We start from the raw sequence: 26,306 nt of genomic DNA on the forward strand, positions 1-26,306 counted from the left end.
TGGCTGTCAAAGGTTGTTCTTGGCGTAATTGTAATTACTTAATGTTCCAATTCTGCTCATTTTTTTATCTTTAATACATCATCTAAAAAACTAAAAATGCCTATATGTAAATTATGTCAGGAACGGGAAGCAAATAAAAAAAATACACATTATCTTACCGATGCAATCATTCGTACCTGCCTAAATCTGGGTGGTGCAAATGACCGTGAAAAAGGATTGTATTTTGCCCTAGATAATTCTAACCCTTTTATAGATTTCAATTTCCAGCGACTGGATGAACTTACGCTAGAAAGCACCATTGGAAGGAAACCAACGGAAGATGAAATAGAAAATGCGAAGTCGATTCCATTTTCTGTAGATTATGTATTCTGTAGTCAATGCGAAAAGCTATTTACCGACGTTGAAAATCCCTTCATCAATGACATACTGCCACATTTTCGAAAAAATGATCTCACTGGGCACGACAGATTGAACGAAGCCGATATCATCACCATCAGGAATTTCTTCTATATACAAATTTATCGCAGTGCTGTTTGCGAAAATATACTCGATTTCCCTGAAGAGTTCGTTGAAAAACTGCGAACAATCATACTTGCTCAAGGCGGGGACTCATCTATTCCATTATCGATTATAGCTCTATCTTATGAAGATCTATCGGAGCTAAACGATATGAAACAACATGCTGACAAGATTATTCAAGGAATAAAGAAATTAGAAGAAAATGATGCTAATAGAGCCATTTGGGAACTCTTTCAAAATGCGATAGACCTAAGTGAGAATTCTGAAATTACCATAGCTCTAACAGAAGATCATTTGGTCTTTAGGCACAATGGCGAGCCATTTACACCCATGACGCTTGATTGTCTTTTTAAACAAGTCAGTTCTAAAACCCTTGAAGAAAGAAAAATCACTTTTGAAGATAATGAACCCGTTGGCCAATACGGTACAGGATTTATCACTTCTCATACATTTGGAAAGCAAATTGAGATAAATGGAGCATTAATAAAAGATGAGGGCTATGTAGCTTTAAATAACTTTTTCATTGATAGGGATACCGATAATTGGAAAGAACTTGGACAAAGGATACGGCTTCTTAAAAAAGAAGTAGCAAGATTGCTTAAAGATGAAAACACCGTATTACCCCCATATCCTGATACGGAATTTTCATTCAAGACCGTTACTAAGAATAATAAAGATTGTGCAATAAAAGCTGTCAATTCCTTACAGACAATTTTACCCTATGTGATAACTTTAAATCCAAGACTAAAGAAAGTAACAGTAAAGGATCTATCAGGCTCAACAACAGTTTATCAACGTAAAGACTCATTTAGTGTTGACAAACTTCACAGTACATCGATCCTAATTAATCAGGATTGTGTTGATGTTTTCTATTTAAAATCAGAAGACAATAAAATTACAGTAATACTGCCATTTTCATCAAGCTTGGTAGCCAATGATTTGAGTAATGAACTACCAAAACTTTTCTTGTTTTATCCGTTGGTAGGTACTCAGGATTTTGGTATTAATTATATCTTGCATTCAAGGCATTTCCTGCCAAATGAGCCACGCAATGGCCTCTATTTAAAATCAAATAACGAGGACAATCAAAATGAAGAAGAAGCAAATAGGAATTTAATTGACACAGCTTCACAACTTATTTTCGAGTATGTAGGATCTAATGCAAAGGCAATAAGTAACCCCATAAAATTAGCTCGCATAAACTTTAAAACTGAAAGTGAAAAACCGTTACTAAATGAATATTTCAGAACTTTAAAAGCTTCCTGGATAGAGCATTTCAAATCCTTTCCTTTGGTTGAAACTAAAACTGGAAATATTGTTGTTTCTAAATCTGTCTTCATTGATACGACACTACTCAGGGATAGTGACGTGTTTGACGCTATATTTACTTTGGTAGATTTCTTTTGGGATAACACACCTTTAAAGCACTTAACAAAAGAATGGTCGGCAATTATTGACGAATGGAATCTGAATGAGATTAAGTATGTAGGCTACAGGGATCTTGCTCTCAAAATAAAGGAAGTAGGAAATCTTGCTAACATTCCTCATATAAAAGAACTAAAAACTCTTTATCAACATCTGATTAAAGAAGGTCATGGAGATTTATTCAACTCATTTGAACTTCTGCCCAATATTAAAGGCGAATTTAGATTACTGTCTGGGCTTAATAATAATATTAGTTTACCTCAAGAGTTAATTGAAATTGCTGATATTATCATGCCTGACATACCAAAAAGGCATATAAATTCTGATTTTAAATTCGACTTGGATCTTAATCCTTACACAAGAAAAAACTATACAACTGACATTAATGTAGCCATAGGGGAAAAAATAAAAGATAAAACGCTCGCTGCGGAAATCGTATCCGATTTTTTAGAAGCCTTGATTAGTTATTCAAAAATATCTCCGTCTATTGAATCTAACAGTGTGCCAACCAGACTAATAAAACTGATTTGCGATTATTATAGCTTTGATAGTTCAACTATAGAAATACCGGCTGTAAAAGACGATGAGTTAGATAATAGAGTAGCGCAAAGACGACTGATTCGCCTGTTCTTAAATGATCTGAGCAAGGCAAATTCAGAGTGGGTCGGAGAAAATTTGCAGTTTCTGGAGGATGTTTTGGAGATAGGACCGTCATATTATGATTATGAAGAAATGTTCAGCACTTTGGCGGTGTTTCCTAATCAATTAAATGAACTCACCTCTCAGAATTTTTTGAAGGTGGACGATAACATTCCTGAATCAATCAAGGATATTTATGATCAGATTGTGAAACCAAACTTTCCAATTAGAGCTAATCTCATACACAAGGAATTCACCAAATACTTAAAAATACAAGACAAAAAAACTGTTAGAAACCTTACAGAAAAAATCGAAACAGTCTTTTTTGAAACCTCCCAATTTACCTCTATAGAAAATCATCCGCTAAAGGAATATATCATAGATATAATTCAAAAGTTCAAAATAGAAGCTGAATATGAAAAGTATTTCCCTGTTGTCTTTAGTAAACGATCTTCCATCCTTGTTGAACTTGCGGATGGGGATGACTCAAACCTTACCTTCTTCAAATTCAGCTGAAATCGTGTTCTTAAGATCTTGCAATTTTTCTTTAAATTCAGATTTTACTTCCCTGAATTTATCCTTCGCTTCCGCTTTACCGAGTGATAATTGTACTGCTAATGAATCTAGATCTTGCTGATCTTTAAGTAATTGATTAGCAATCTTTACTAAGATTGGTCTCTGGTTTTCTTTCGAATTTTCCATTGTTTTAAAAATTTAATGATTAATATTTATAAAAGTGCACGATTATTAATAGGATAATCCCAATTTATAATTAGAAGTAATTTTTGCTTTATTATATTCGTACCATCACAGTTTTATCTTCCTGTTACCTGTAGATAATTAGTAAGGTTTGTTCTGTACTGGCTTTTTGCTTCGGTAAGTTTATCTTCTGTTTCTACTTTTATAGCTTGTGCCTCCAAAAGATCTGACAACTGTATAAGCCCGTTATTGTATGAATTCTGATTTACCCGTAGATTTTCATCTGCCTGCTCCAATGTTTCCTGTAATAACAGAATTTTATCATAGGCTTCTTTCAGGTCGGTCCAACCTTTTTCTACTTGAAGGTTCATTAGTTCGATATTTTCCTTACGGTTATTTTCTGCTATCTCAGTCTTGAGCTTTTGTTCCTTTAGTTTATGTTTCCCTCCCCACCAGTCTGTAATGGGAATGGATACCGATGCGTAGACCATTCCGTTGAAATTCCCTTTCTGTCCGCTGACAAACTGATCCAGATAATAGCCTGCCGCACCAACACCTACCTGTGGCAGGTAATCGCCTTTGGTCATTTTATACTGTAATTCGGTTGCTTCTACCGATTTTTCAAGTAAATGATATTCTGAGCGGTTCACCACAGCATCATTTCCATGGATATAATAGGATTCAGGTTTTGATTCTACCTGAAGATCATCCTGTAAAACGATCTCATCCGTATAGTCAATACCTATCGTCTGCGAAAACTGCATTAAAGCGAGCTTTTTCCCATTTTCTAGTTTGTTTTTATTTACTTTTAATTCGCTTTGTGCAATCTGTACCTTAAGTAAATCATTTTTAATGATGAAACCGGCTTTGTAGGCATCGTTCACCTGTTTGTACAGGGCATGCAGAAATTTTTCGTAGTTCTGCAATGTCTTCTGCTTTTCCTGAATGGCAACCACCTGCCAATATTGCTGTTCGGTCTTCATGAGCACATCATTCTCACTGATCTTTTCCTGATGTTGCTTGACCTCAACGTTGAGCGAAGCCAGTTGGTTACCCGTTTTTATCTTATTTCCTGCGTATACTGGTTGTAATACGTTTATCGAACCTAATCCCATCTGATTAAACAAACCTATGTTTACTCCGGGAAAATAGGCGAACTGTGTTGCAGTGGCAATATTGGCGAGATTCCCGTCATATACGGGAAGATTGCCCGCCGGCATATCCATTTCCAGCAATGGATTAATGGCCTGCATGCCCATTAATGAAGCACTTGCATTGGGGAAGTATTTGGTATAGGCTTCCTGTTTAATCTCTTTTGCAGCTTCTGTTTCCAGTTTACTGTTCTTTATGCCCCTGCTGTTCTTTAATGCCAGTTCTTTACTTTGCTGAACCGTTAAGGTCTGTGCAAAGACCGGCAAGGATAATAACATCAGGGCCAATATTGTGATTGATCTATTCATTTTCAATTTTTTAATTAAACCTTATAATAACTGTCAAGCGGTTTCAAGTTGCTCTTTATCATCTCCCTTGTAAGCAAACCAGTAGATCAATGGTAACATAATCAGAATGAATACCATCGAAATCAGCGTACCAAAGCAAATAACCGTGCCCATAGGTGCCCATAGGGGACTCTGACTAATGATCATCGGGATAACACCCATTGATGCGGCCAGTGAGGTCAGTAATATTGGACGCATCCTTCTTTTACCGGCTTCGATACATGCCTGTGCTACGGTCATCTGCTGTTTATGCCTTAGCTCTTCAATGTAGTCGTACATAATGATGCCATTACGCACAATGATACCGATGAGGCTGACCAGACCGAGTACGGAGGTGAGACTGAATTCCATGTCCATGATCAGCAGACCTATTGCAGCACCGAGGAAACTAAAAATGGTTGAGGCAAATACCAATGTAGCCAACTTGATCTTTCTAAAGTGGAAAACCAATATAAAATAGATGATGGCGATAGAAATCAGCAGACCCGATACAATCTTTGGTAAAGTTTCCTCTGTATTTTCCCGGAGACCGCCATAACTAACGGTCACATTCTTAGCAGATATATCCTGTGAAAGTTCCTCAACAAATTTTTCTACCTCTTTTTGCGTAGCATCCGGACGGATACCTCTTTTCATATCCACGTAAACCGATAACGTACGGATACCATTACGGCGTACGATCTGTCCTTCGGTCCATTCCGTACTGACTTTAGCTACCTGACGAAGTGGTACTGCCGGTGAAAAAAGCCCGGATATATATTCGTTCTCCACATCGCCAAGCTGTGCATCATTGGTCTTCCATGTCGATTTAAGAACAACCGGTAACTGGTAGTCGTTCTCCCACACTGTTGTGATGGGCATTCCTCCAAATCGGGACGTTAGCGTCAGACCGAGCACACCCTCACTGATGCCCAGTCGGTTTGACTCTACCGGATCCAGTGCAACACGAACGTCAGGCAGTACTTCTTCATAATTGGTATATACCCGTACCGGCTCATCAAGTTTCTTTATTTTTGATTGTAATTTATCTGCTATTATCTTTAGATCACCGATATTGTCCCCGCTTAACCGGATTTCCACATCGGCATCTACACCTGCCTGAAAATCCATCTGCTTGAATTTTGCAAATGCATTTGGATAGTGCTTACTGTATTTCACACTGTATTCATCGAGCATGTCGATGGTAGCCTTACTGGATACGGTATTCACGATAAACTGGGCGTAATTTGGCCCTCCTATCTTTGGTGCATAGGTTGTATGGAACCTCGGTGAACTTGTACCTATGAATGAGGTCACTGATTTTACCCTTTCGTCTTTTTCAAGAATGCTGTTGAGATCCTGTGCTACGGCTTCGGTCTGTGCAAGGGAGCTTGCCTGTGGCAGATAGATCTCTACGGCAAACTGGTCACGCTCGGCAATGGGCATCAGCTTAAGTGGTATTTGAGTAAATAGAAGCACCCCGATGACTGCCGAAAGTATCCCTACTGTAAATGTCGTTTTGGGATAACGAAATACAGCCGAGAGGATATTATCGTAAGTCGTCTGTAGCCTGTCCAAAAAGGATTTCCCTTTTTTCTTACTTTTCTTTTCAGTACTGTGCAGCCCTTTGGTGACAAATGTATATTGAAGGAACGGCACGAACAGTACGGCGATTGCCAATGATACCGATAGCGTAATGAGTACTGTAAATGGGAACATAAATACAAAGTCATATAGCTGTCCCGTGAACGTTATCAAAAATGGAAAGAACGTTACACCAATGGCAAGTGTAGCTGATAGTATGGCCTTAAAGTATTCCTGAGCACTTTCTATCGCTGCCTGTTTTCGGGGAATGCCCTCGTCCAGTTTTTCCAGATAGCTGTCGATAATGACAATGGAGTTATCCACGATCATTCCCAGTACGACGATCAGTCCGGCAAGGGTTACCGTATTCAGTTCAATGCCGAAAGCGAACATGAGTGCAAGGGAAATAAAAATCGAGATAGGTATGGTCGAACCGGCCACACCTGCTACCCGCAGGGGCAATAAAGCAACCACTACCAGAACTACCGCTATGATAGCAATCAGCAATTCTTCCAGAAATGCAGTAATGGAATGTCCTACAACTTTCGGTTGGTCGGCAATGCGGAATACCTTGACATCGTCAGGTAGGGTCTGTTCAAATTCACGTAGAACCTTCTCAACATCCTGCCCATATTCAACAATATTGTATCCTGTACGCATTTCTGTGGAAAGAATGAGTGCTTTTTTATTATTGTTTATAGTATAACTGGCTGCTTTGGGGTATTCACGCACCACGGTAGCCACATTTTTCAAGCGGATATGGTTGCCCTGAGGATCTGAATATACAATCTGTTCCTCTAGATCATTTTCTGATGAAAAAGGACGTTCAAGATGGATAGGGACATTGATCTCATCATTGTCTATTACACCTGAAGTTCCTATGGCTCCCTTGGTAATCAGGGTTTGGTAAAGGGAGTATAGGTTGATACCATAACTGGCAACTTTTTCCTTATCGATATAGATGCTCAGTTGTTCTTTCTGCTCACCAAAACGTCGTAGGTTTGAAACGGATTCTATACCGCGTAAACGCGACTCAAGTGATTCCAGGTAATTGTCCAGTTGACGGTAGGTCTTTGTGTCGGACTCCAAAGAAATAAGGAGTGCCGATGTATCACCAAAATCATCGTTGGCTATAACGGCCAATACGCCGGAAGGTAACTGTAACCTAAATGTACTCAATCCATGTTTTATCTTTGACCATACCTCATCCTTGTTTTTGACATCATCATTCAGTTCAACGAACAGATATACCATGCCATCACGGGACATGGAATAGGTTTTTGATTTTTTTACTTCCTTATAGGTAAAAAGGAAATTTTCCAACGGTTTTGCAAGCTGTTCCTCCACCTCTGCGGAAGTGGCTCCCGGATATACCCCAACGACAACACCTTGTCTGATGGTAAATGTTGGAAATTCCTGTTTGGGCATTTTGATCAGGGCATACACGCCGAATATGATCAGTGTGGATACGAGCAAAAGCACAATCTTGTTATACTCCATAGCAATTGCTATGAGCCCTTTATTTTTTTTGCTATTTTCCATGTTTAGTGCTGGTTTTCATTTTTTACAATGACCGATGTTCCATTCCCTATGTTCTGATACCCCTCGGTTATCAGTTCATCTCCCTCTTGGAGTCCGGATTCGATGACAACACCATTGCCATGAAGTCTGCCCAGCGTTACCTCTTTGTAAAGAGCTTTGCCTTCTTTGTTTTTTAACCATACAAAACGTTTTCCGGTATGGTCAACCTGAACGGCTTTCACAGGAACAAGTATTGTACTTTCATCATTTACCGACGAATTAATCAGATAGGCTTTACCGACCATTCCCGGCATGATTTTTCCGGAAGCATTGTTTATCTTTATCTTGATGTCATAGGTGTGGGAGATCGGGTTGGCCGATACACCTTTTTCAATTACCGTTCCCTGAAAGGTTTCATTGTTCAATGCCGCTATTTTTATTTCACACGCAGAACCTGTGTTTATCAGTGAAATTTCATTTTCGGGAATAGCTACCTTTACTTTAACAGTCCCTATATCCATGATCTGGTATATCGGTGTACCTGGCATTACGCTGGCTCCGGGTTCTACATAACGTCTGCTGATTACACCGGATTGCGGTGCATGAACAGTACCATCACCAAGATTTTTTCTGGCGATAGCCTCATTGGCTTTCGCCTGTTCCAGTTGCGTCTGAATTTCGATATACTTGATTTCAGGCAGACTTCCACTTTGGTACATAGCTGTCATTCTCTTATGGGCATCTTCTGCCTGTTTTAGGCTGGCAGCGGTCATGTTGTACGCACTCTGTAAGGATGATTTATTCAAGCTTGCAAGAATCTGTCCTTTGGAAACTTTCTGTCCTTCCGTAACAAACATCCGCTCAACTGTTCCTAGGACCAAAAAACTTACATCAACTGTATTTTCACTTTCTACAGTTCCAATATATTCCTGTTGAGCAGACAGTTTATTCTGTGATATGTGTAGGGTTTTAACTGGAATAGACGATGCTTCTGTATTTTCTGTTTTTTGCTTGCATGATGCCAAAATTCCTATCGCAAACAATACACCTATGAGGTAATAAAATCTTCTTTGAGCCATTTCTCCTGATTTAATATTTTAATTCTCAGCAAAGGTCTGAACACGGATCAATATTTTGGTGACCGTTTAGCAGTTTGAAATGTCCTAAAAGTCGCTTTATTTTGTAATTTTGTATTTTAGATGGCATTTATTATGAGCGATAAGAAAGATTTTTTTAGAATATCGGTTGAAAAAATGGCCGAGCAGAAGAATGTTTTCTCCAATTCCACGGATCTGATTGTTTCCAAAGCACCGTCCTTGGTAAGGGAATGCCCGTTCGATTGGAAATATCCACATCTTATCGAAGGGATAGGATTTGTGCTCTGTACAAAAGGAACAGCTACAATCAGCATAAACCTGACCGAGTACCAGGTCAGTGAATTCTCTGTGGGCGTATTTTTGCCCAATATGGTTATCCAACTATTGGATCAGAGTCCGGATTTTGAAGTCGGTTTTTTACTGTTTTCGTTCGATTTCGTTTCCAGTATTCAATTGACGAAGGAGATGGGAATGATTGCTTCTGAAGTTGAAAAACAGCCGTCCTTTAAGTTGTCTGATGAATCATTCCAGGATATACTGATCCTGCACAGCATGATTGTGAGACAGTATGAAGAAAACAGGTCGTACAGTCTTGATATGGTAAAAAGCCTTCTTCATACCTTGATATTTCAGATACTTCAGGGGTACTCAGAAATGGAACCGTTAGTCAACGACAAAAAGCAGTCACGTCATGAAGAGGTTTATAAACGTTTTATGGTGCTACTTTTCAAACATTACAAAACTCAACGCAATGTCTATTTTTATGCAGATAAAGTTTTCCTTACTCCAAAGCACTTTTCCAAAGCGATCAAAAGTGTAAGCGGTAAGACGGCTGGTGAGTGGATTGATGAAATGGTTCTTATGGAAGCCAAAGGTATGCTCAAGAGTTCTAATCTCACCGTGGCACAGATTGCAGATCAACTTAATTTTGCAAATCCATCTTTTTTTGGAAGATATTTCAAAGCAAAAACAGGACAGACGCCAATGCAGTACAGAAATAAGTGATTCTATTACTGTTTCAACAGACGTAACTGCCCTAAATGATACGCAAAATGAGAAATTCTGTTTATCAATACATTTAGTTTATTTCGGGATGGATCTTTTTCGAAATCAGCATCAGTCATAGCCTCGTGACGGCTGAACCAATCTGCTGATGACAGTTTATCAAAATGCTTTTACTAAATCGTTACCGACAGCACTTTTAGTTCTTGCAAACTATTCTTTATTAGCCACTTCGGGTTTATCTAATCTTTTTCTACAAAAAAATCAAAAATAATGTTGCATCGTATTATTAAATAATATTACATGTGCACCACCAAAAAAACAATAAGAGAAAGCTTTCCATACAAAATAGAAGCCTTTAAAATATAATTGTCGTGGATATTTTATAGATCTTGAGAAAGAGCTAATTTTTTCAAATCATTTAAAAAATGGTTCGAAAATTGTCCCGACAGGACGACAGCTAAAAAGCTCTTGCGAAAGCAAGGGCTTTCGTTGTTTATAACGAACCGAGTTTACTCGGGTGAGTAAATAAACAACGAAAGCCTAAGCACGGAGTGCGAAGCTTTTTGGCTGTCATCCCCCCAACTCAGGATCACCGAGCGCAGCGAGGTAATCCTAAATCGGGCTTGCTCGAACACACTGTAAAACAACGAAAGCCCAAGCACGGAGTGCGAAGCTTTTTGGCTGTCATCTCCCCAATTCAGGATCACCGAGCGGAGCGAGGTAATCCTGCAGCGAACCAAGCCTGCTTGAGTGAGCTATAAACCACAATGCCAAAGCACGGAGTGCGAAGCTTTTTGGCTGTCATCCTCCCCTTTTCAGGATCACCGAGCGGAGCGAAGTCCTCTTTCAAAAGACCATGTCTCTACAAACACACCACGAACTTTTAAAATAATTTCTTTTTTTCCATTTTATTTTTACTTTTGCATAACTAGTATAGACTAGTACAGAATAGAATACGCTAACCTATACAATGATAAAAGTATAATACTGATGTAATGTACCTACAATGAACCTAATGTCGCAGTGGGCGTAAAGGACCCCTATTTACAAATTATAAAACCTGTTAAAAATCATGATTCTAACTTTAAAAAGATGGTATTGTGCTATAGCAAGCACAAAAGCAGCGTTCGCTTTCAGTTTGCTGCTTTTATTTGGAACTGCAACTTCGGCACAACAAATGAAAATGACCGGAAGCATCTTGGACAGTCTAACCCGCGAAAGCCTACCGGGTGTTTCCATTAAGGTAAAAGGCAGTACAAATGGCACAGCATCAAACGCGAACGGGCAGTATTCCATCACTGTAGCTCCAGATGCTATTCTCGTAATTACGTATATTGGTTATCAACCTAAGGAATTACGTGTTTCAAATGCGGTTTCCGACATCTTACTTCAACCGCAAGGGTTTGAGCTGGAAGATGTCGTTGTTGTCGGAACCCGAATAAAGAAGAGCGATCTTACCGGAGCCATTGGATCGATCAGTGAAAAACAACTAAAGGAAATTCCAACAACCGATCTTACAACTGCCATGCAAGGAAAAGTGCCCGGTTTATATATTGCCCGTTCCAATGCCACACCGGGAGAAGATGTAACGATCAAAGTGCGCGGTACCAACTCAATCTCTTACGGTACCAATCCCGTTTATGTAATTGATGGTATTGTAGCGGAAGAAGGTATTCGAATGATCAATCCGGATGACATTGCGTCCATAGAAGTTTTAAAAGATGCCTCGTCTACCGCTTTATACGGATCAAAGGCATCAAATGGTGTCATTGTCATAACTACAAAAAGGGGGCAGCAAGGGGAAGGAAAAGTTAGTTACAGCGGTTTTGCTACCATAAGCAACTATCAGAATCGCATCAAATTATTGGATGCCCGTCAAATGTATGATCTACGTATAGACGCTTACGCAAATGCCTATATGGATGAAAATCCGAATGCTGATCGCCAAGCTTATATTGATAATTTCTTAACAAAAACAGATATAGCAGGCGCAATCTTTTCTCCGGAAGAATTATACAATGGCCAGAACAACATCACCAGTGATTGGCTCGATGCTATTACACGAACCGGCCTGGAACAGAACCACTCATTAAATTTTTCCGGTGGCGATAATAAATCGAACTACTTTTTGGGATTTTCATATTCGGATAATAAGGGTGTGCTTGATGTATCTCGTTACAAACGGATTAGTGGCCGTTTCAATTATGAGCGACAAATCAAGTCGTGGTTAAAGGTGGGTACCAATACGAGTATTTCGCGCGGAGATAAAAATCGCTTGGATGCAAACGCTTATTCCACCGCCTTAATGGCCAATCCTATGCAAACGATTGATACCGATCGGTTGTATATGGCTTTCCAAGGCGTATCACAGATGGGAAATTACAATCCTATATTAACGAAAGATTTGCTTAGTGAGGAAATACATAGCCGGATTTTAACAACCAATTTTTTAGAGGCCAAGCCCGTGGAAGGACTCAATGTACGCACATCCTTGTCCGCAGATATTTATAATAAACAAGATAACAGTTATATTCCGAGCAATATCGGTCAATCCATGCGCGACAATTACAATGGAAGGGGTTGGCAATGGCGTGGAGTTACGGAGTACTGGCAATGGGATAATTCGATCAGCTACGATAAGTCCTTTGGCAAGAACCGTCTTTTTGGATTAATTAGCACAAGCATGTCAAAAACGCGAACCAATGCCATTGATATGACCGGTTATAACTACCCTACTGACATATTGGGTTATAAAGGTATGGGATTGGCCAGCGACCGCGAACGTAATACTATCAACTCCGATTATGTAACCAACACCCTGGCTTCCATTATCGCTCGGATCAATTACTCATATGATGGCAAATACTTGTTAACTGCAACAGTGCGCCGCGATGGAAGTTCGCGATTTGGAGATGGAAACAAATGGGGCACCTTTCCTTCCCTATCGCTCGGTTGGAATATGCGAGAAGAAAGCTTTCTAAAAAATGCAAGCTGGTTGGATCAATTGAAATTGCGAGCGGGTTTTGGCTTGCTGGGAAACCAAAATATACCAAACTACACTTATATGACCATCTACCAACCTGCTTATTCGAACGGCGTTGTCGGATTCACTCCGGAAGATAACCGATTCGGTAATCCAGCCTTAAGATGGGAAAAACAAAAACAATACAATGCAGGTTTCGACCTGAGCATTTTAAACAATAGGCTATCCTTCACCGGTGATGTGTTTTATATGCGGAATACGGATCTGCTAATGCGTATGGCCCTTTGGCCGTCGTTCGGTTACGATTATCAAATTGCTAATGTAGGAGAGCTAGCTAACAAAGGTTTGGAATTCAGTTTTAATGCCTTAGTTATCAACTCCAAAGATTTTCAGTGGCGTATCTCAGGTAATATTGCACACGATAAAAATACCGTTAAAAAGTTGGTCAATGGTGTCAACGTATTATGGAACGGCGGTAACATTATGGCACGAGACGGTAATTTATTTGTTGGGCAGTCGCTTAACACCTTCTATACATTTAAGGCCGAAAAAATCGCTCAACAAATGGATATGGACCGCATTAACGGTATGACCTTTTATAACGGTTACATTGTACGGCCGGGAGATATTCTGCCAGCTGACCTAGACGGCGACGGAAAAATCACAGCCGAAAACGATATGGCAATCGTCGGCAAGGCAGATCCTAAATTTTATGGTGGCTTCAACACCAACATTGCTTATAAAAATCTGTCTCTCAACGCGGTATTCACCTATTCTTACGGGGCAAAAAAGTTTAATGGGCAATGGGATGCGTTAATGGACGGTTCTGCCAGCTTTACCCCTGCAAGTATCGATCAACTTAATCGTTGGACCCCTGAAAATACGGATACGGATGTCCCTAGAGCCTATCGCGGAAACAAATTTAATCGATTTGGATACGGCTCTACCGATTGGGCGATGTTAGATGCCTCTTTTATACGTTTAGCGGCATTGAACCTAACATATAATTTTCCCGGTAAATCAATAGGTCCTCTAAGCAATCTGAGTATTTATGCCTCTGGAAACAACCTCCTGCTCATCACCCCATACAAGGGGTACGATCCCGAAGCAGGTGAAGGCTATCCATTAACACGCAGTTTTACTTTGGGCGTTAATCTATCATTCTAATGCTTAGACCACTTAAATCTAAATACAACTCATTATGAAAAAGCACTTATTATATACCGGTATATTACTGGCAACGCTGTCTTTGCCTCTTAGCTCTTGCAATAAATTTTTGGATGTAAAACCTGAATCCAAAATTCAGGATGATGCCATTTTTGATAATATTGAGAATTTAAACGGCTATATCCTGGGGCTTTACAAGGATTGGCGCGACTCGCACAAAAATCGGATCGAACTATATGCAGGCACTGATGAAGCCAACATGGGAGGCATACAATGGCGGGATAATAATTTTCGCAAAGGATTAGAAACTTACCTTGATGGTATGAACAGTACCAATGGTGGTATACTCGATGTATGGAAAAGTCGATTCCGTATCGTAGCGCGTGCGTCTAGCGCGATATCCGCCTTAAGCCCGAATGAAAGTAGTCAAGATAACGCTTTCAATCTCCGTTTAGGTGAAGCCTGTTTTTTACGAGCTGTCAATAATTTCGAGCTCGTACAGATGTTTGGTGCTATCCCCCTCACCGGAACAGATATGGGCGGAAAACGACAATCAATTGATTTAGTTTATAAGTCCATAGAAAGCGATTTACAAAAGGCCATTCAGTATTTGCCTGATCCGGCGGATCCTAATTATACCGATTTAAGAAGAGCTACACGTGCCATAGCACAAGCGATACTCGGCAAAGTTTACCTTTATGCGCCGGAATCCTCCGGTTTCAGAGACTATACAAAAGCCGCAGAACAATTTGAAAAAGTCTATAACAATCCCTACTTTGGTGGTACAGGAGCAATCAATTATAGTACGATTTATGATGCCCATCAGCAGAATTCGACCGATTATAAAAGAGAAATGGTGTATGCTTTCCAATTCAGTAATGTGAGCGGCGATATGAATAGCATACAATGGGATATGGGTTCAAGACCGGTAGCGAGTATGACGGCCGTAGAGGCAACCGCTTTATTTGCAGGCTTTGATGGAACCATGCCAAGTGAATACTGTTATAAACTACGATCGGAAGGAGGTGTATGGGAAGAAGGCGATGTGAGACGAGCCGAGAGTATACGATATGATTTTACCTGGGATGGCAAAAAACCATCATTAACCGGCTATGTTTGGGGCGATGAGCTTGATCCCCATGTAAAAAAATATGAAGACACACGCACGGTAGAGCAAGGCCTCAGCTCCTACTATAGCGGCAAGAATGTCCCATTCGTTCGCTTTAGCGATGTTGCGTTATGTTATGCTGAATGCTTATACAAGATAGGCAGACAAGGAGAAGCTATAGAACTAATCAATAACGTCGTCCGTAAAAGAGCTTTCGGAGGTAACCTTCCGACAGACAAAAGATGGGGCATGATGGGCGAAGAAGAGTTTATGAAAAACCTGATGGATGAGCGGATGCGCGAACTCTGTTTTGAAGGCTGGCGCAAATTCGATTTATTACGCACCGGATTGCTAAAGCAATACGTACAAGAAAGAAATCGTTGGGTTTCGGGTATGTATAAAGGAAACAGAATCAGCGAATCGGTGACCATACCGGATTTTCGCCTTGTTTGGCCAATACCTTTAGATGAACTTCGACAAAATCCGGATTTATCAGAAAGCGATCAAAATTCAGGGTATTAATATAGCAAACAGACCATATGCAAATCATAAAGTATTTATATAGCTTCAGCTTCGCTGCTTTATCATTCTTTTTTACGACAACAAATGTGGTGGCTCAAACCACAGCAGATTACGTTGTCCCGTTTGGCGGAGAGAATGAACTGATTATTCATAGAAAATCGGGGTCATTCTCCATAAAATATAAGAGCACAGCTATTATAAACGAAGCTGGAATTTCTTTTCTAGCCAACCAGAAGAAATACACTAACACCGATTACAGTAACTACGAAATACAACAACAGCAAATAAAAGACGAATTGGGGAAAGGTATTCAGATTAAACTTACCGCAAAAGCACCGGGGCAACCAACGGTCAACCATTATTTCTACTGCTATCCAAACCGGGAATTTATTTTGACGCAATTGGAAATAATGGATCAACAATTATTGACTTCCAACCAGCTCATACCCTTATATAGCAAGCATGCACAGCTCCTACACGGTGAAGATGTTAGATCGCTATTCGTACCTTTTGATAACGATACATTTATCTCTTACGACGCAAAACCTATTAGCTTGAATGCACAAACAAGTGCAGAAATAGGCGTTGTGTTTGATAATCAATCTCGTCACGGATTGGTTGTTGGATCCTTAAACCATATGAACTGGAAAACCGGCGTGAAAACTGCCGGTCTAAAAGCCTCTATTCATGAACTCGAAATATGTGCTGGTTACAGCGACGTAAAGGTGACCAGAGATTCCATGGCGCACGGAGCAATCAGTGGCAAAACGATACAATCGCCGAAAATTTTCGTTGGTTATTTTTCGGATTGGCGAGATGGCCTGGAAATTTACGCAAAAGCAGGTCGATCGGTTGAAGCGCCCTATATTAAACCTTGGGCCAAAGCTACACCCGTTGGTTGGAATAGCTGGGGCGTTATCAAGGAACATCTCAGCTACGAACAGGCGACCCGTGTAGTTGATTTTTTTGACAAAAAAATTCCATTCTTTAGAAATAATGATCAAACCGCCTTTATCGATCTCGACTCTTTTTGGGATAATATGGTGGAGGGTGGATTCTCCGGTGATTTTTCCCAATTAAAGGAATTCGTTGCTTATTGCAAAAAAAGAGCGCTGGAGCCCGGGGTTTATTGGGCACCATTCACCGACTGGGGCTTTAGAGGAGATTCTAACAGGGTAGCGGAGGGGGGTAACTATAAATTTTCAGACATGTGGACGAAAACCACTAAAGGTTACCACGACCTCGATGGCGGCAGAGCACTTGATCCCACCCATCCCGGCACACAAGCCCGAATCGCTTATGTTATTAACAAACTTAAGGAGTGCGGATTTAAGATGATAAAAATCGACTTCCTCGCACATGCCGCAGCTGAGTCCAGTGGTTTTTTCGATAGCACAATAAGCACCGGTATGCAGGCATATCGAGTTGGAATGGAATGTCTATCAAACCATCTAGCTAACAGCATGTTGGTATATGCAGCCATCTCCCCTTCTTTAGCAACAGCGCGCTATGCGCATATGAGACGCATAGCCTGCGATGCTTGGAAAAGTATTAAAGATACGGAATACACGTTAAACAGCGTCAATTATGGCTGGTGGCAGACTTATCAATACGATTATATCGATGCAGATCATTTGGTTTTCGAACAGGAGAGCGAAGGGGCTAATCGTGCACGCCTAATCGCTGGTTTAATTACAGGTTCGGTTATTTTAGGTGATGATTATTCAAAGCCTGCGCATTGGCAACAACGGATCATAAAATGGCTCCAAAGTGCTGAAATTAAATCAATCATACAATCCGGGAAAGCCTTTCGTCCAGTAGAAGGGAACACTGGGACAAAAACCAATCCCCTATTTATCCGCTCTGATCAGGCCGGTACCTACCTTGCCGTATTTAACTTCGACACCGAGGCTACAACTATTCATCTCGACACGGAGCGGGTTGGTTTAAACCCCAATAAGACCTACGTATTTAAAGAGGTATTAAGTGGCCAAGAAATGAAACTAAACAAGCAGATGGACATCGCATTTGAAAAAGAAGGTGCTTATCTTTACAAAATCAGTTCTAAGTAAATACTAAATGATACAAAATATGCCTTCCAATCGGTCACCTATTTTTGAAAAAATACATTCATTAGAAAAAATTCAATCGCTTTCGAAGCATGAAAAGCTCATTCAAGGTGTTTTGGATGCTATTGATGACGAATGTCTATATGCAAACGATCCATTACCTTCTGTTAATACAATGGTAAAAGAGCTGGGCTACGCGCGTGAGACAATTGTGAAAGCTTATAAAGAACTGATTGAGCGGGGGGTTATTGCCTCGAAGAACCGGAAGGGTTATTTTGTAATCAGTAAAAACACCAAACAAAAGCAGAAGATCGCCTTATTGATGTACGCTTTTGACACCTTTCAAGAAACTTTATACCAACATTTAAAGATCAACCTGGGCGATGATGCCCAAGTTGATCTTTATTTTCACCATAACAATCCGGATGTGTTTGAAGCCATTTTTCATCGCATTGTTGGGCATTACGGCTTATACATCATTGCCCCTATTCCGTCTGAACGGATTAAAGAGCTTTTGTTGAGTATCCCTCCCTTTAAATTGCTGATCATCGACCGCCTTATTTCGCTGGGAAAAGACTATTCTTATATCGTACAAGAGTTTCAACACACCTCTTATCGCATATTTAAACAACTGGAAAGCAAGTTATCGACTTATGAGGAGGTTATTTTCTTCTTTAGAAAGGACACCGCCGAACCGCAGGATATTTTGAAGTCTTTTAAAAAATTCTTAAAGGAGACCGGAATCAAGGGTAAAGTCGAAACCAGCTATAAACCGGGCACGATACAGAAAAATAAAGTATATTTTACGATCCATAATCCTGAACTGTACGCGATCCTTAAAGACGTAATGGACAAGAGATGGGAACTGGGGAAAGACTTGGGGGTGTTGGCACATAATGACGATGTGATTAAGGAGATCTTGGCAGGAGGTATCACAACATTTTCAACGGATTTTAAGAAAATGGGCGAACTTGCTGCTACTTATGCTAAAGATCGTGAACAGATTCAACTTGTTATTGAAACGGAATTATATCAAAGAAAGTCATTGTAAATAATGGAGGCCTTTGTCAGCTTTGGACTATGCACCTTATTGATTGCTTTTATTTCATGGTATAAAACGAAATCAACTAATTTACGGACTGTAAAAGGACTCTTACTTGCAGGAAAAAACAATGGTTATTTGATCGTTGCAAGTTCATTGATTCTCACCAATCTTAGCGCGAATCAATTTATCGGCGAGAATGAGTCGGTATACCTAAATAACCTATCTGTTATGGCATGGGGTATTACCTCTGTAGTTGCCATGCTCCTGGTATCTGAGTACTTTCTTCCCATCTATTTTAAAGGAGGAATGATTACGACGCCGGATTTTCTAGCAAAGCGTTATGACGAGGATACAAAGCGACTTGTTTCCATTATCTTTCTTTTGAGCTATACGGTGAATTTGCTACCACCGGTATTATATGGTGGTGCGGTGGCATTAACAGGGATGTTTCATCTCCCAAGCTTATGGGGAATCAGTTATTGGCAATCTATATGGCTTTTGGTATGGCTTTTGGGTTTAATAGGAAGTGCTTACACTATTTTAGGAGGATTACGAGCCATCACCATATCGGACACGCTTTTAGGCATAGGCTTGTTGTTGCTTGCTATTGTACTACCTTTCTATGGACTTCGTTATTTAGGCAAGGGCGACCTCGCACTTGGTTTAACGCTTCTTTTAAGCAAACACACGAGCCATTTAAATGCTATCGGCACGGCTCAAGATGCCGTTCCTTTCAGCACAATCTTTACAGGAATGTTATTGGTCAATCTTTATTATTGGGGAATCGAGCAATACATTGTCCAACAAACCTTTGCTGCTAGAAATTTAAAAGAAGCTCAAAAAGGAATGGCACTCGCTGCATTGAGCAAATTATTTATGCCTCTTTTAATTAATCTGCCTGGCTTAATAGCCGTGCATTTATATGCAGGCGTTGAAAATACCGCATCAATTTTCCCCCAGGTAGCAGCAGATACGCTTCCTAATACACTATTGGGCATTACGACAGCACTTGTTTTCGGTGCAGCGATAACTACCTATAATGCAGGATTACATGGAAGCAGCACGCTTTTTGTTATGAATCTTTATTTACCCTATTTAGAAAAAAAACATAAAACACCTACAGAAACTCAATTAGTAAGAACTGCCAAACGTTTTGAATTGCTATTATCGATGATCGCGATGATAGCCGCTCCCTTTATTCTCTTTGTTGACAGCGGATTCTATACCTATTTACAGCGAGTAGCGGGACTTTTCAGCATGCCTATTTTCACCATTATTGTTGTTGGCTTTATAAACCAAAAGGTCCCACCCATCGCTGCAAAAATCGGCTTGCTCTTTTTTATGGTTGCTTACTTTATATGCGAATATATCCTCGTATTGACGATACATTACCTACACATTCTAGCCATCCTCTTCTTACTTACAGTCTTCATCATGATCGCTATCAGCTTCTGTTATCCATCAAAAAACACGAAAGCGATTTCAATCAACCTCTCCCATAGCCTCGTCGTTCCATGGAAAAACCGGCACATTGTAAACGTTGTCTTACTCATCCTGATGGTATTGATTTATATCATCTTTTCTCCTTTCGTACTGGCATCCTGATTCCATGATTAAGCCATCAATTTAATCAACTGAATTGGGGTTACATAGTTGATGCTGAAGAGACAGATATTGCTTCGGAGTCAATTGCGTGAAGTGTTTAAAATCGTGTATTAACTGGCTCTGATCGTAGTAAGAACAGTGTTCTATCAGTTCAAACCAATTAATTTTTCCCTTCCTCTTTAGTTGTTGTTCCAGCCATTGAATCGCTTTAAGAAAACGATAATAACGATTCAACTCTTTGGCGCTATAGCCTAAGATTTTCTTATGTTTTAACTGCAAGTTCCGCTCAGTTTGCCTGGTTTCTCTAGCTATCTCTTGAATAGGATTGAGCCAGGTATGTGTTTCGTGAAAAGTCAACATGTGGGCAACATCCTGGTCATTTATACGAAGATAGGGTTCACAAAACGCCAGTAAGTACCGGATCCGTTCCTCATTGGATTTTGCCTGGAGTTTCAACATCAGTTCCGCGAAGCAACTATCCGTTAATAAATCATCCGGATGCATAAAAAAATGATCGATTAGTGCTCTTCCAAAAAAACGATAAAAAGCATCGCCTTTGAAATTTATGACCAATAGTTCAGTGCCCGGAGCCAAGGTATAATCAAAGGCTCTTTTTATAGGGCCTAAGACAAGACAAGTATTTATAAAGCGTGCAACGGCTTCACCCACCGATAACGATACTTCTCCGCCAAAACAAAAGACAAGCACTGTCTGATAATTGGGTAACAGTGTTTTTGTAAGGGATTCGCTGCCTATGTTAGCGGCATAGTAAAAATGGCTAAAAACGGGTTGGAATTTTTCCGACACTTCTATCCGCTCACTGATATAATCAAGTCTTTCAGTCATTTAAGAAATGATCAATTAAAAAATTGGAACAACAAATACGAGTAAATATGCGTATTTTTCTAGCATATAATAAACAATATATGAAAGTATTTACTACAATTGGCTTGCTTGTGCTTTCAAACGCCTTTATGAATGTTGCCTGGTATGGTCATCTAAAATTTTTCGCCAAGTCGGAAGGCAACACGGCATGGTGGCTTATCATTTTAGTCAGCTGGGGTTTAGCGTTTTTCGAGTACTGCTTTCAAGTACCGGCTAATCGGATCGGTTTTGAACAAAATGGAGGTCCGTTCTCTTTGGTACAACTAAAAGTATTACAAGAGGTGATCACCTTGGTCATATTCATGTTATTCTCCGTTATTGCATTCAAGAATATCCATTTTACCGGCAATCATTTTATCGGTTTTGTATTTCTTGTACTAGCCGTTTACTTTATTTTCAAAAAGTAATAATTTATGCTTAGTTTTAAATGCTATTAGAACCCTGAATTATATTCAGACTCTTATCACATTTTATTTGTTGGAATAAATGAGGAACGTACTATCCAGACGATCCTTTACTAAAGGTCGTTTTGGACATATTTGCGGGGAGGAAGGCGGCGGCATCCATGCACTATCCAAACATCTATTTGCTGCAACCGGTGCCGGCAGCAGATCTTACGACTTGGAAAAATCTTGGAATATGGTTATCCCACTAAAACAAGCATAAGGCCTGTTAGATCTTGTATTGTTCAATCTTTCTGTATAATGTCGCAATACCAATATCGAGTAAACGAGCAGCTTCCGCTTTATTTCCGTGTGTAAAAGCCAATACTTTTTGAATATGCAGCTTCTCCATGCTTTCAAGCGAAAAATTCGAAGATACCGTTGTATGCTGCAATTCGGGATGACGAACTTCGTACGGTAAGCTATCAACATTCAATACCCCGCTTTCATCCAGGATGACGCTGCGTTCGATAACATTTTTTAGTTCCCGAATATTTCCTTTCCATGGATAATGTTCCAAAGCCTGCAGGTAAGTGTGGCTTAATTTGACGATTCGTTTATTCGTTTTCAGGGCAAAAACTTCAGCAAAATTATTGGCAAGCAAAGCGATATCCTGCTTCCTTTCTCTGAGTGGCGGTAAAAAAATAGTAAATACCGAAAGTCGATAATAAAGATCACTTCTGAAAGTCCCTTTTTCAATCTCGTCTTCCAACTGTCTATTCGTAGCGGCAACAATACGGACGTCTACTTTTGTCGGCTCTGTTTCTCCAATTTTTAAAAATTCTCCCATTTCTAAAACTCTTAACAATTTAGCCTGTAAGTCAACAGCCATCTCTCCTATTTCATCTAAAAATAACGTCCCGCCGTTTGCTTCCTCAAATAATCCCTTTTTATCTTTCAATGCACCTGTAAACGAACCCGCTTTATGACCAAAAAGTTCGCTTTCTAACAATTCTCTTCCAAAAGCAGCGCAGTTTAGAGCCACGAAGTTTCTCTTATTTCGATTACTGGCTTGATGGATTGCTTGTGCAAACACTTCCTTGCCTGTTCCTGTCTCGCCTAATAGCAAAACAGTTGTATCTCCCTGAGCTACTTTTTTACCCCAATTAATAGCATCTATAATGGCAGGCGATCTCCCAATAATACTATCAAAATTATATTTCTTTGCGACCTGCTTTTCCAGCTGCTGTACTCTTTTTGCAAGCTGAGCTTTTTCAAATGCACGATGTAACAGGGGTATAATCTTATTGTTATCATCTCCCTTAGTGATATAATCAAATGCACCATTTTTTATAGATTGTACACCGTCCGCAATATTCCCATAGGCTGTTAATAAAATAATTTCAGCAAAGGGCTGCTTTTCTTTGATACTTTCTATAAACTCCACCCCATTACCATCCGGCAATTTGACATCGCAAATCACTACATCAAACTCTTCACTTATGAGTTTTTTTCGAGCGCTTTTTAAACTATCTGCTTGTACAACTTCAAAACCTTCCAACGCAATAATGCGAGCCGTAAGCTGGCGGAGCTTTTCCTCGTCGTCAATTAATAATACATGCTTCACTTTCGAACAATTTAATTGGATACGGACAAATGGGATTGTCAGTTATCCTATCGAACAAACTTAGAGAAAATTGGACCATTCCCCAACATCCATAAGAATATTCGATTAACATAGTAGTTCGCTGCTTTATCGGCACATGTGATGCGATCGTCGGGAAATCTATTCGGGATTGAGAGAAATCATTTTTATATAGGATTGACAAGACATTAACGGGCATTGTCAGCATAAAAATGTTCACTTATTATACAAAAATCGTGAAAAAAAAAGAGAACGCAGCGCAATTGTTCCCATAAACCTAGCGTCTTGTAAAAAGAAGAACGCGAATCTTGATCCAATTCATTAACACACTTGCGGTGAGGCAACTATGTATCTTTATTGTAAAGATGTGCGAAGTAAATATTAAGACACATTATGTAACTTGTGAACAACTTAGCCTACAGAACTAAAACATATGTGTAACAATTTACAAACTTTAAGCATTCTTCTGAATATCGAGATCCAAAACAACAATATTGGCAACGTTCCTTACATTCCTTTGGGCGATCGCTACATCGTTACAGAAGACTACCTAACAAAAGAACTGGAGTTGAATGACCTTCACCTTTATCAATGGACAGTAAAATCGCTGAGTGAAATACTGAATTTCGCTGCTCGATTATGAATAAAACCCAACCTCTTTCTTTTCTCTGTTTTTTGAAGCAAACAAAAGCTAAAAATGTCTTATTTTCGACTAAATGCTCATGCATTTAGCTAATACACAGATCTTGGAACAACGACACACACAACAGAACGAATGAAAAGGGGAACATTTCTAAAACTGAGACAATTAGGACTCATCATTATTATATGGATGTTCATTGGCTTTATAATAGCTATATATGATCATTTAGTGTTGCATACCCAAGTATCGCTAGGTACGACGGCCAATTATTCCTTCTTTATTTCCGTACTTAGGAATATAGGAGCGGGTCTCATTGGTGCGCTATTGGGTGGCAGTATACTCGTTTTTTACATCAACGAAAAGTTCAGAGATAAACCTTATGGTTATACCATTTTAATTGTGATTATATGTTTTGTGCTTATCGTCGGTATCATTACACTTGTTATGGGTCTAACAATCGTACCCTATCAATTGAAAAGGCCACTATCCGATCCCGCCACGCGACAGGCGGTTGTTTCGTTCATGACAGATAGTTATCCACTAAAGAATGGCTTGGTTTGGGCCTTCATTGTCGCGCTCACCCAGTTTCTTCTACAGGTGAGCAGTAAATTCGGACATGAAACATTTCTCCATATTTTGACAGGCAAATACAATACGCCCAAGGCTGAAAAGCGCATTTTTATGTTTCTGGATTTAAATGCATCCACCACCATAGCAGAGCGGTTAGGTAACGAACGGTACCATTCGCTTCTTAAAGATTTTTTTGCTGATATTACCAACCCAATTCTTGAAAACAAGGGAAATATCTATCAATATGTTGGAGATGAAGTAGTAGTAGCATGGAGCTACAAGGATGGCTTGGAAAAGTCTCACTGCCTTCGTTGCTTTTTCGATATAAAGATGACTATTGAAGATAAGAAAGACAGGTACGAACAATTGTATGGTTTGGTGCCAACCTTTAAAGCGGGTATTCATTCGGGTAATGTTATCGCGGGTGAAATAGGTGTTGTTAAAAGAGATATCACCTACTCAGGTGACGTGTTGAACACGACTTCTCGTATATTGGGGAAGTGCGGAGAATTTAAGGAAGAAGTAATCATCAGTGCCGATTTACTATCTCTGTTGAATAGCGCCAAGGAATACAGCAGCAAACTGTTGGGTAGCATACGATTACGGGGAAAAGAACGAGAAGTAGCTATTCTCGCACTTTTACCCAACTCGATCGATTCAGCTGGCAGCTAATTCATTTTCCAGTTCGAGTAAAGCTCTTTTTCGCCAGATGCCACCTCCATAGCCCGTTAGCTGTCCATCTGATCCGATCACCCGATGGCAGGGAATCAAGATGGATACCCTATTCATACCATTTGCGTTTGCAACAGCTCTAATAGAAGCTTCCTTTTCCATCATTTTCGCCTGCTCCTTATAAGAGATGGTTTGACCATAGGGTATACGTTGAAGGGTGTTCCAAACTAGATTTTGGAAATTTGTGCCTGGTGTAAAAAGCGGGACCGTAAACTGTTTTCGCTGGCCGGCAAAATATTCGGCCAATTCAATTTCCAACTGTCTGATATGCAAGTTATCACCTTGCATGATAGTTGCATTTAGCCTTTTAGAAAGTGCTTTAAATTCCGTTTCAAGCATCTTTCTATCCGTAAACTCCAACAAGCAAATTCCCTCCGTAACAGCACAGGCAACCATGGTTCCGAGTGGTGTTTCCAGACGTTTCAAATCAATTACTCGTTGCTCCTTTGATTGCTTGGGAGATACCCCGAAAATTGATTTAAATGAATCTCCAAACCCGCTCAACGATTCGTATCCCACATCAAAGGCCGTTGCTGTAATAGATTCACCTCTTTGAATACGCTTGAAAGCATGGTTGATGCGAAACATTCTTTGATATGCCTGAAAAGTCATACCATGGTTTTTTAAAAACCAGCGTCTCATCGTACTGGGTTCAACACCCATTTGCAACAAATCACTGTCTCTGAATTTCCTAGTGGGATTTTCAGCAAGTTGATTCAGGATATTCCTTATGCCATCAGGTGTCATATTATATTTTTCTAAGGGATGACACACTTTGCAAGGCCGATACCCCTTCATTATGGCCTCTTTTGCGGTTTTAAAAAATTCAACGTTTTCTTTCTTTGGTTTCCGTGCAGTACAAGTGGGGCGACAAAAAATACCGGTCGTCTTTACGGCCGTGAAAAAGATCCCTTCAAAAGAGGAATCTTTGTTTACGGCAGCTTCATACATTAGATCTATTGTTAATTGCATAATACTGTAT

18 protein-coding genes are annotated in these 26,306 nt (G+C 39.9%); 11 read left to right on the forward strand and 7 right to left on the reverse strand.

The window, feature by feature from the left end; translation table 11 throughout:
- Window positions 1-96: 96 nt before the first annotated feature.
- The gene (locus ACH11B_RS22910; RefSeq protein WP_377610508.1) at window positions 97-3,099 is read left to right on the forward strand and encodes a sacsin N-terminal ATP-binding-like domain-containing protein; all 3,003 of its coding nucleotides are present in this window, start codon (window positions 97-99) and stop codon (window positions 3,097-3,099) included.
- On the opposite strand, the gene ACH11B_RS22915 is transcribed toward ACH11B_RS22910, so the two are convergent.
- From ACH11B_RS22915 to ACH11B_RS22930, 4 genes are all read right to left on the reverse strand, one after another.
- A complete protein-coding gene (locus ACH11B_RS22915) occupies window positions 3,070-3,285 on the reverse strand; it encodes a hypothetical protein (RefSeq protein WP_377610510.1) in 216 nt (71 codons plus the stop codon). The two genes, ACH11B_RS22910 and ACH11B_RS22915, sit on opposite strands and share 30 nt — an antisense overlap.
- A gap of 113 nt (window positions 3,286-3,398) precedes the next feature.
- Complete coding sequence (locus ACH11B_RS22920; protein WP_377610511.1) at window positions 3,399-4,742, reverse strand: TolC family protein; 1,344 nt, start codon at window positions 4,740-4,742, stop codon at window positions 3,399-3,401.
- Between the two features lie 33 nt (window positions 4,743-4,775).
- Window positions 4,776-7,886 carry an efflux RND transporter permease subunit gene (locus ACH11B_RS22925; protein WP_377610513.1) on the reverse strand — a complete coding sequence of 1,037 codons (3,111 nt, stop codon included), beginning with the start codon at window positions 7,884-7,886 and terminating at the stop codon, window positions 4,776-4,778.
- A gap of 2 nt (window positions 7,887-7,888) precedes the next feature.
- The gene (locus ACH11B_RS22930; protein WP_377610515.1) at window positions 7,889-8,944 is read right to left on the reverse strand and encodes an efflux RND transporter periplasmic adaptor subunit; all 1,056 of its coding nucleotides are present in this window, start codon (window positions 8,942-8,944) and stop codon (window positions 7,889-7,891) included.
- Window positions 8,945-9,076: 132 nt separating this feature from the next.
- Here ACH11B_RS22930 and ACH11B_RS22935 point away from each other — a divergent pair, with 132 nt between their 5' ends.
- The 6 genes from ACH11B_RS22935 (at window position 9,077) to ACH11B_RS22960 (ending at window position 20,466) form a co-directional block, all read left to right on the forward strand.
- On the forward strand, window positions 9,077-9,967 hold the full coding sequence (locus tag ACH11B_RS22935; protein WP_377610517.1) for a helix-turn-helix domain-containing protein: 891 nt from the start codon (window positions 9,077-9,079) through the stop codon (window positions 9,965-9,967).
- 1,072 nt (window positions 9,968-11,039) lie between these two features.
- Window positions 11,040-14,117, forward strand: a complete 3,078-nt coding sequence (locus ACH11B_RS22940; RefSeq protein WP_377610519.1) for a SusC/RagA family TonB-linked outer membrane protein — start codon at window positions 11,040-11,042, stop codon at window positions 14,115-14,117.
- 34 nt (window positions 14,118-14,151) lie between these two features.
- Entirely contained in the window at window positions 14,152-15,747 is a 1,596-nt protein-coding gene (locus ACH11B_RS22945; RefSeq protein ID WP_377610521.1) for a RagB/SusD family nutrient uptake outer membrane protein, read from the forward strand.
- A 17-nt stretch (window positions 15,748-15,764) separates the two neighbouring features.
- Window positions 15,765-17,819, forward strand: coding sequence for an alpha-galactosidase (locus ACH11B_RS22950; protein WP_377610523.1), 2,055 nt, complete (start codon window positions 15,765-15,767; stop codon window positions 17,817-17,819).
- Between the two features lie 7 nt (window positions 17,820-17,826).
- The gene (locus tag ACH11B_RS22955; protein ID WP_242627157.1) at window positions 17,827-18,867 is read left to right on the forward strand and encodes a GntR family transcriptional regulator; all 1,041 of its coding nucleotides are present in this window, start codon (window positions 17,827-17,829) and stop codon (window positions 18,865-18,867) included.
- A gap of 3 nt (window positions 18,868-18,870) precedes the next feature.
- Window positions 18,871-20,466 (forward strand): solute:sodium symporter family transporter, encoded by a 1,596-nt coding sequence (locus ACH11B_RS22960; RefSeq protein WP_377610525.1) that lies wholly within the window; start codon window positions 18,871-18,873, stop codon window positions 20,464-20,466.
- Window positions 20,467-20,487: 21 nt separating this feature from the next.
- On the opposite strand, the gene ACH11B_RS22965 is transcribed toward ACH11B_RS22960, so the two are convergent.
- Window positions 20,488-21,312, reverse strand: coding sequence for a helix-turn-helix domain-containing protein (locus tag ACH11B_RS22965; RefSeq protein ID WP_377610527.1), 825 nt, complete (start codon window positions 21,310-21,312; stop codon window positions 20,488-20,490).
- An 80-nt stretch (window positions 21,313-21,392) separates the two neighbouring features.
- Between ACH11B_RS22965 and ACH11B_RS22970 the strand changes: the two genes are divergently transcribed.
- A complete protein-coding gene (locus ACH11B_RS22970; protein ID WP_041388553.1) occupies window positions 21,393-21,758 on the forward strand; it encodes a DMT family protein in 366 nt (121 codons plus the stop codon).
- Window positions 21,759-21,837: 79 nt separating this feature from the next.
- Window positions 21,838-22,017 carry a hypothetical protein gene (locus ACH11B_RS22975; RefSeq protein WP_130855363.1) on the forward strand — a complete coding sequence of 60 codons (180 nt, stop codon included), beginning with the start codon at window positions 21,838-21,840 and terminating at the stop codon, window positions 22,015-22,017.
- A 6-nt stretch (window positions 22,018-22,023) separates the two neighbouring features.
- Here the strand turns inward: ACH11B_RS22975 and ACH11B_RS22980 are convergent, their stop codons facing one another.
- A complete protein-coding gene (locus ACH11B_RS22980) occupies window positions 22,024-23,361 on the reverse strand; it encodes a sigma-54 dependent transcriptional regulator (RefSeq protein WP_130855362.1) in 1,338 nt (445 codons plus the stop codon).
- 451 nt (window positions 23,362-23,812) lie between these two features.
- On the opposite strand from ACH11B_RS22980, the gene ACH11B_RS22985 reads away from it, so the two are divergent.
- Both ACH11B_RS22985 and ACH11B_RS22990 read left to right on the forward strand, forming a co-directional pair.
- Window positions 23,813-24,022, forward strand: a complete 210-nt coding sequence (locus tag ACH11B_RS22985; RefSeq protein ID WP_013667506.1) for a hypothetical protein — start codon at window positions 23,813-23,815, stop codon at window positions 24,020-24,022.
- 132 nt (window positions 24,023-24,154) lie between these two features.
- Window positions 24,155-25,264 carry an adenylate/guanylate cyclase domain-containing protein gene (locus tag ACH11B_RS22990; RefSeq protein WP_130855361.1) on the forward strand — a complete coding sequence of 370 codons (1,110 nt, stop codon included), beginning with the start codon at window positions 24,155-24,157 and terminating at the stop codon, window positions 25,262-25,264.
- On the opposite strand, the gene ACH11B_RS22995 is transcribed toward ACH11B_RS22990, so the two are convergent.
- On the reverse strand, window positions 25,250-26,296 hold the full coding sequence (locus tag ACH11B_RS22995) for a bifunctional transcriptional activator/DNA repair enzyme AdaA (RefSeq protein WP_377610529.1): 1,047 nt from the start codon (window positions 26,294-26,296) through the stop codon (window positions 25,250-25,252). The two genes, ACH11B_RS22990 and ACH11B_RS22995, sit on opposite strands and share 15 nt — an antisense overlap.
- Window positions 26,297-26,306 lie beyond the last annotated feature (10 nt).

This window comes from Olivibacter sp. EAT-5 (assembly GCF_044784325.1).
Lineage (GTDB): Bacteria > Bacteroidota > Bacteroidia > Sphingobacteriales > Sphingobacteriaceae > Olivibacter > Olivibacter oleidegradans.

Excerpts from the sequence above, each read along its gene's own strand:
- ACH11B_RS22910 (WP_377610508.1), top strand. The coding sequence starts at position 97 with ATGCCTATATGTAAATTATGTCAGGAACGGGAAGCAAATAAAAAAAAT.
- ACH11B_RS22915 (WP_377610510.1), bottom strand. The coding sequence starts at position 3,285 with ATGGAAAATTCGAAAGAAAACCAGAGACCAATCTTAGTAAAGATTGCT.
- ACH11B_RS22920 (WP_377610511.1), bottom strand. The coding sequence starts at position 4,742 with ATGAATAGATCAATCACAATATTGGCCCTGATGTTATTATCCTTGCCG.
- ACH11B_RS22925 (WP_377610513.1), bottom strand. The coding sequence starts at position 7,886 with ATGGAAAATAGCAAAAAAAATAAAGGGCTCATAGCAATTGCTATGGAG.
- ACH11B_RS22930 (WP_377610515.1), bottom strand. The coding sequence starts at position 8,944 with ATGGCTCAAAGAAGATTTTATTACCTCATAGGTGTATTGTTTGCGATA.
- ACH11B_RS22935 (WP_377610517.1), top strand. The coding sequence starts at position 9,077 with ATGAGCGATAAGAAAGATTTTTTTAGAATATCGGTTGAAAAAATGGCC.
- ACH11B_RS22940 (WP_377610519.1), top strand. The coding sequence starts at position 11,040 with ATGATTCTAACTTTAAAAAGATGGTATTGTGCTATAGCAAGCACAAAA.
- ACH11B_RS22945 (WP_377610521.1), top strand. The coding sequence starts at position 14,152 with ATGAAAAAGCACTTATTATATACCGGTATATTACTGGCAACGCTGTCT.
- ACH11B_RS22950 (WP_377610523.1), top strand. The coding sequence starts at position 15,765 with ATGCAAATCATAAAGTATTTATATAGCTTCAGCTTCGCTGCTTTATCA.
- ACH11B_RS22955 (WP_242627157.1), top strand. The coding sequence starts at position 17,827 with ATGATACAAAATATGCCTTCCAATCGGTCACCTATTTTTGAAAAAATA.
- ACH11B_RS22960 (WP_377610525.1), top strand. The coding sequence starts at position 18,871 with ATGGAGGCCTTTGTCAGCTTTGGACTATGCACCTTATTGATTGCTTTT.
- ACH11B_RS22965 (WP_377610527.1), bottom strand. The coding sequence starts at position 21,312 with ATGACTGAAAGACTTGATTATATCAGTGAGCGGATAGAAGTGTCGGAA.
- ACH11B_RS22970 (WP_041388553.1), top strand. The coding sequence starts at position 21,393 with ATGAAAGTATTTACTACAATTGGCTTGCTTGTGCTTTCAAACGCCTTT.
- ACH11B_RS22975 (WP_130855363.1), top strand. The coding sequence starts at position 21,838 with ATGAGGAACGTACTATCCAGACGATCCTTTACTAAAGGTCGTTTTGGA.
- ACH11B_RS22985 (WP_013667506.1), top strand. The coding sequence starts at position 23,813 with ATGTGTAACAATTTACAAACTTTAAGCATTCTTCTGAATATCGAGATC.
- ACH11B_RS22990 (WP_130855361.1), top strand. The coding sequence starts at position 24,155 with ATGAAAAGGGGAACATTTCTAAAACTGAGACAATTAGGACTCATCATT.
- ACH11B_RS22995 (WP_377610529.1), bottom strand. The coding sequence starts at position 26,296 with ATGCAATTAACAATAGATCTAATGTATGAAGCTGCCGTAAACAAAGAT.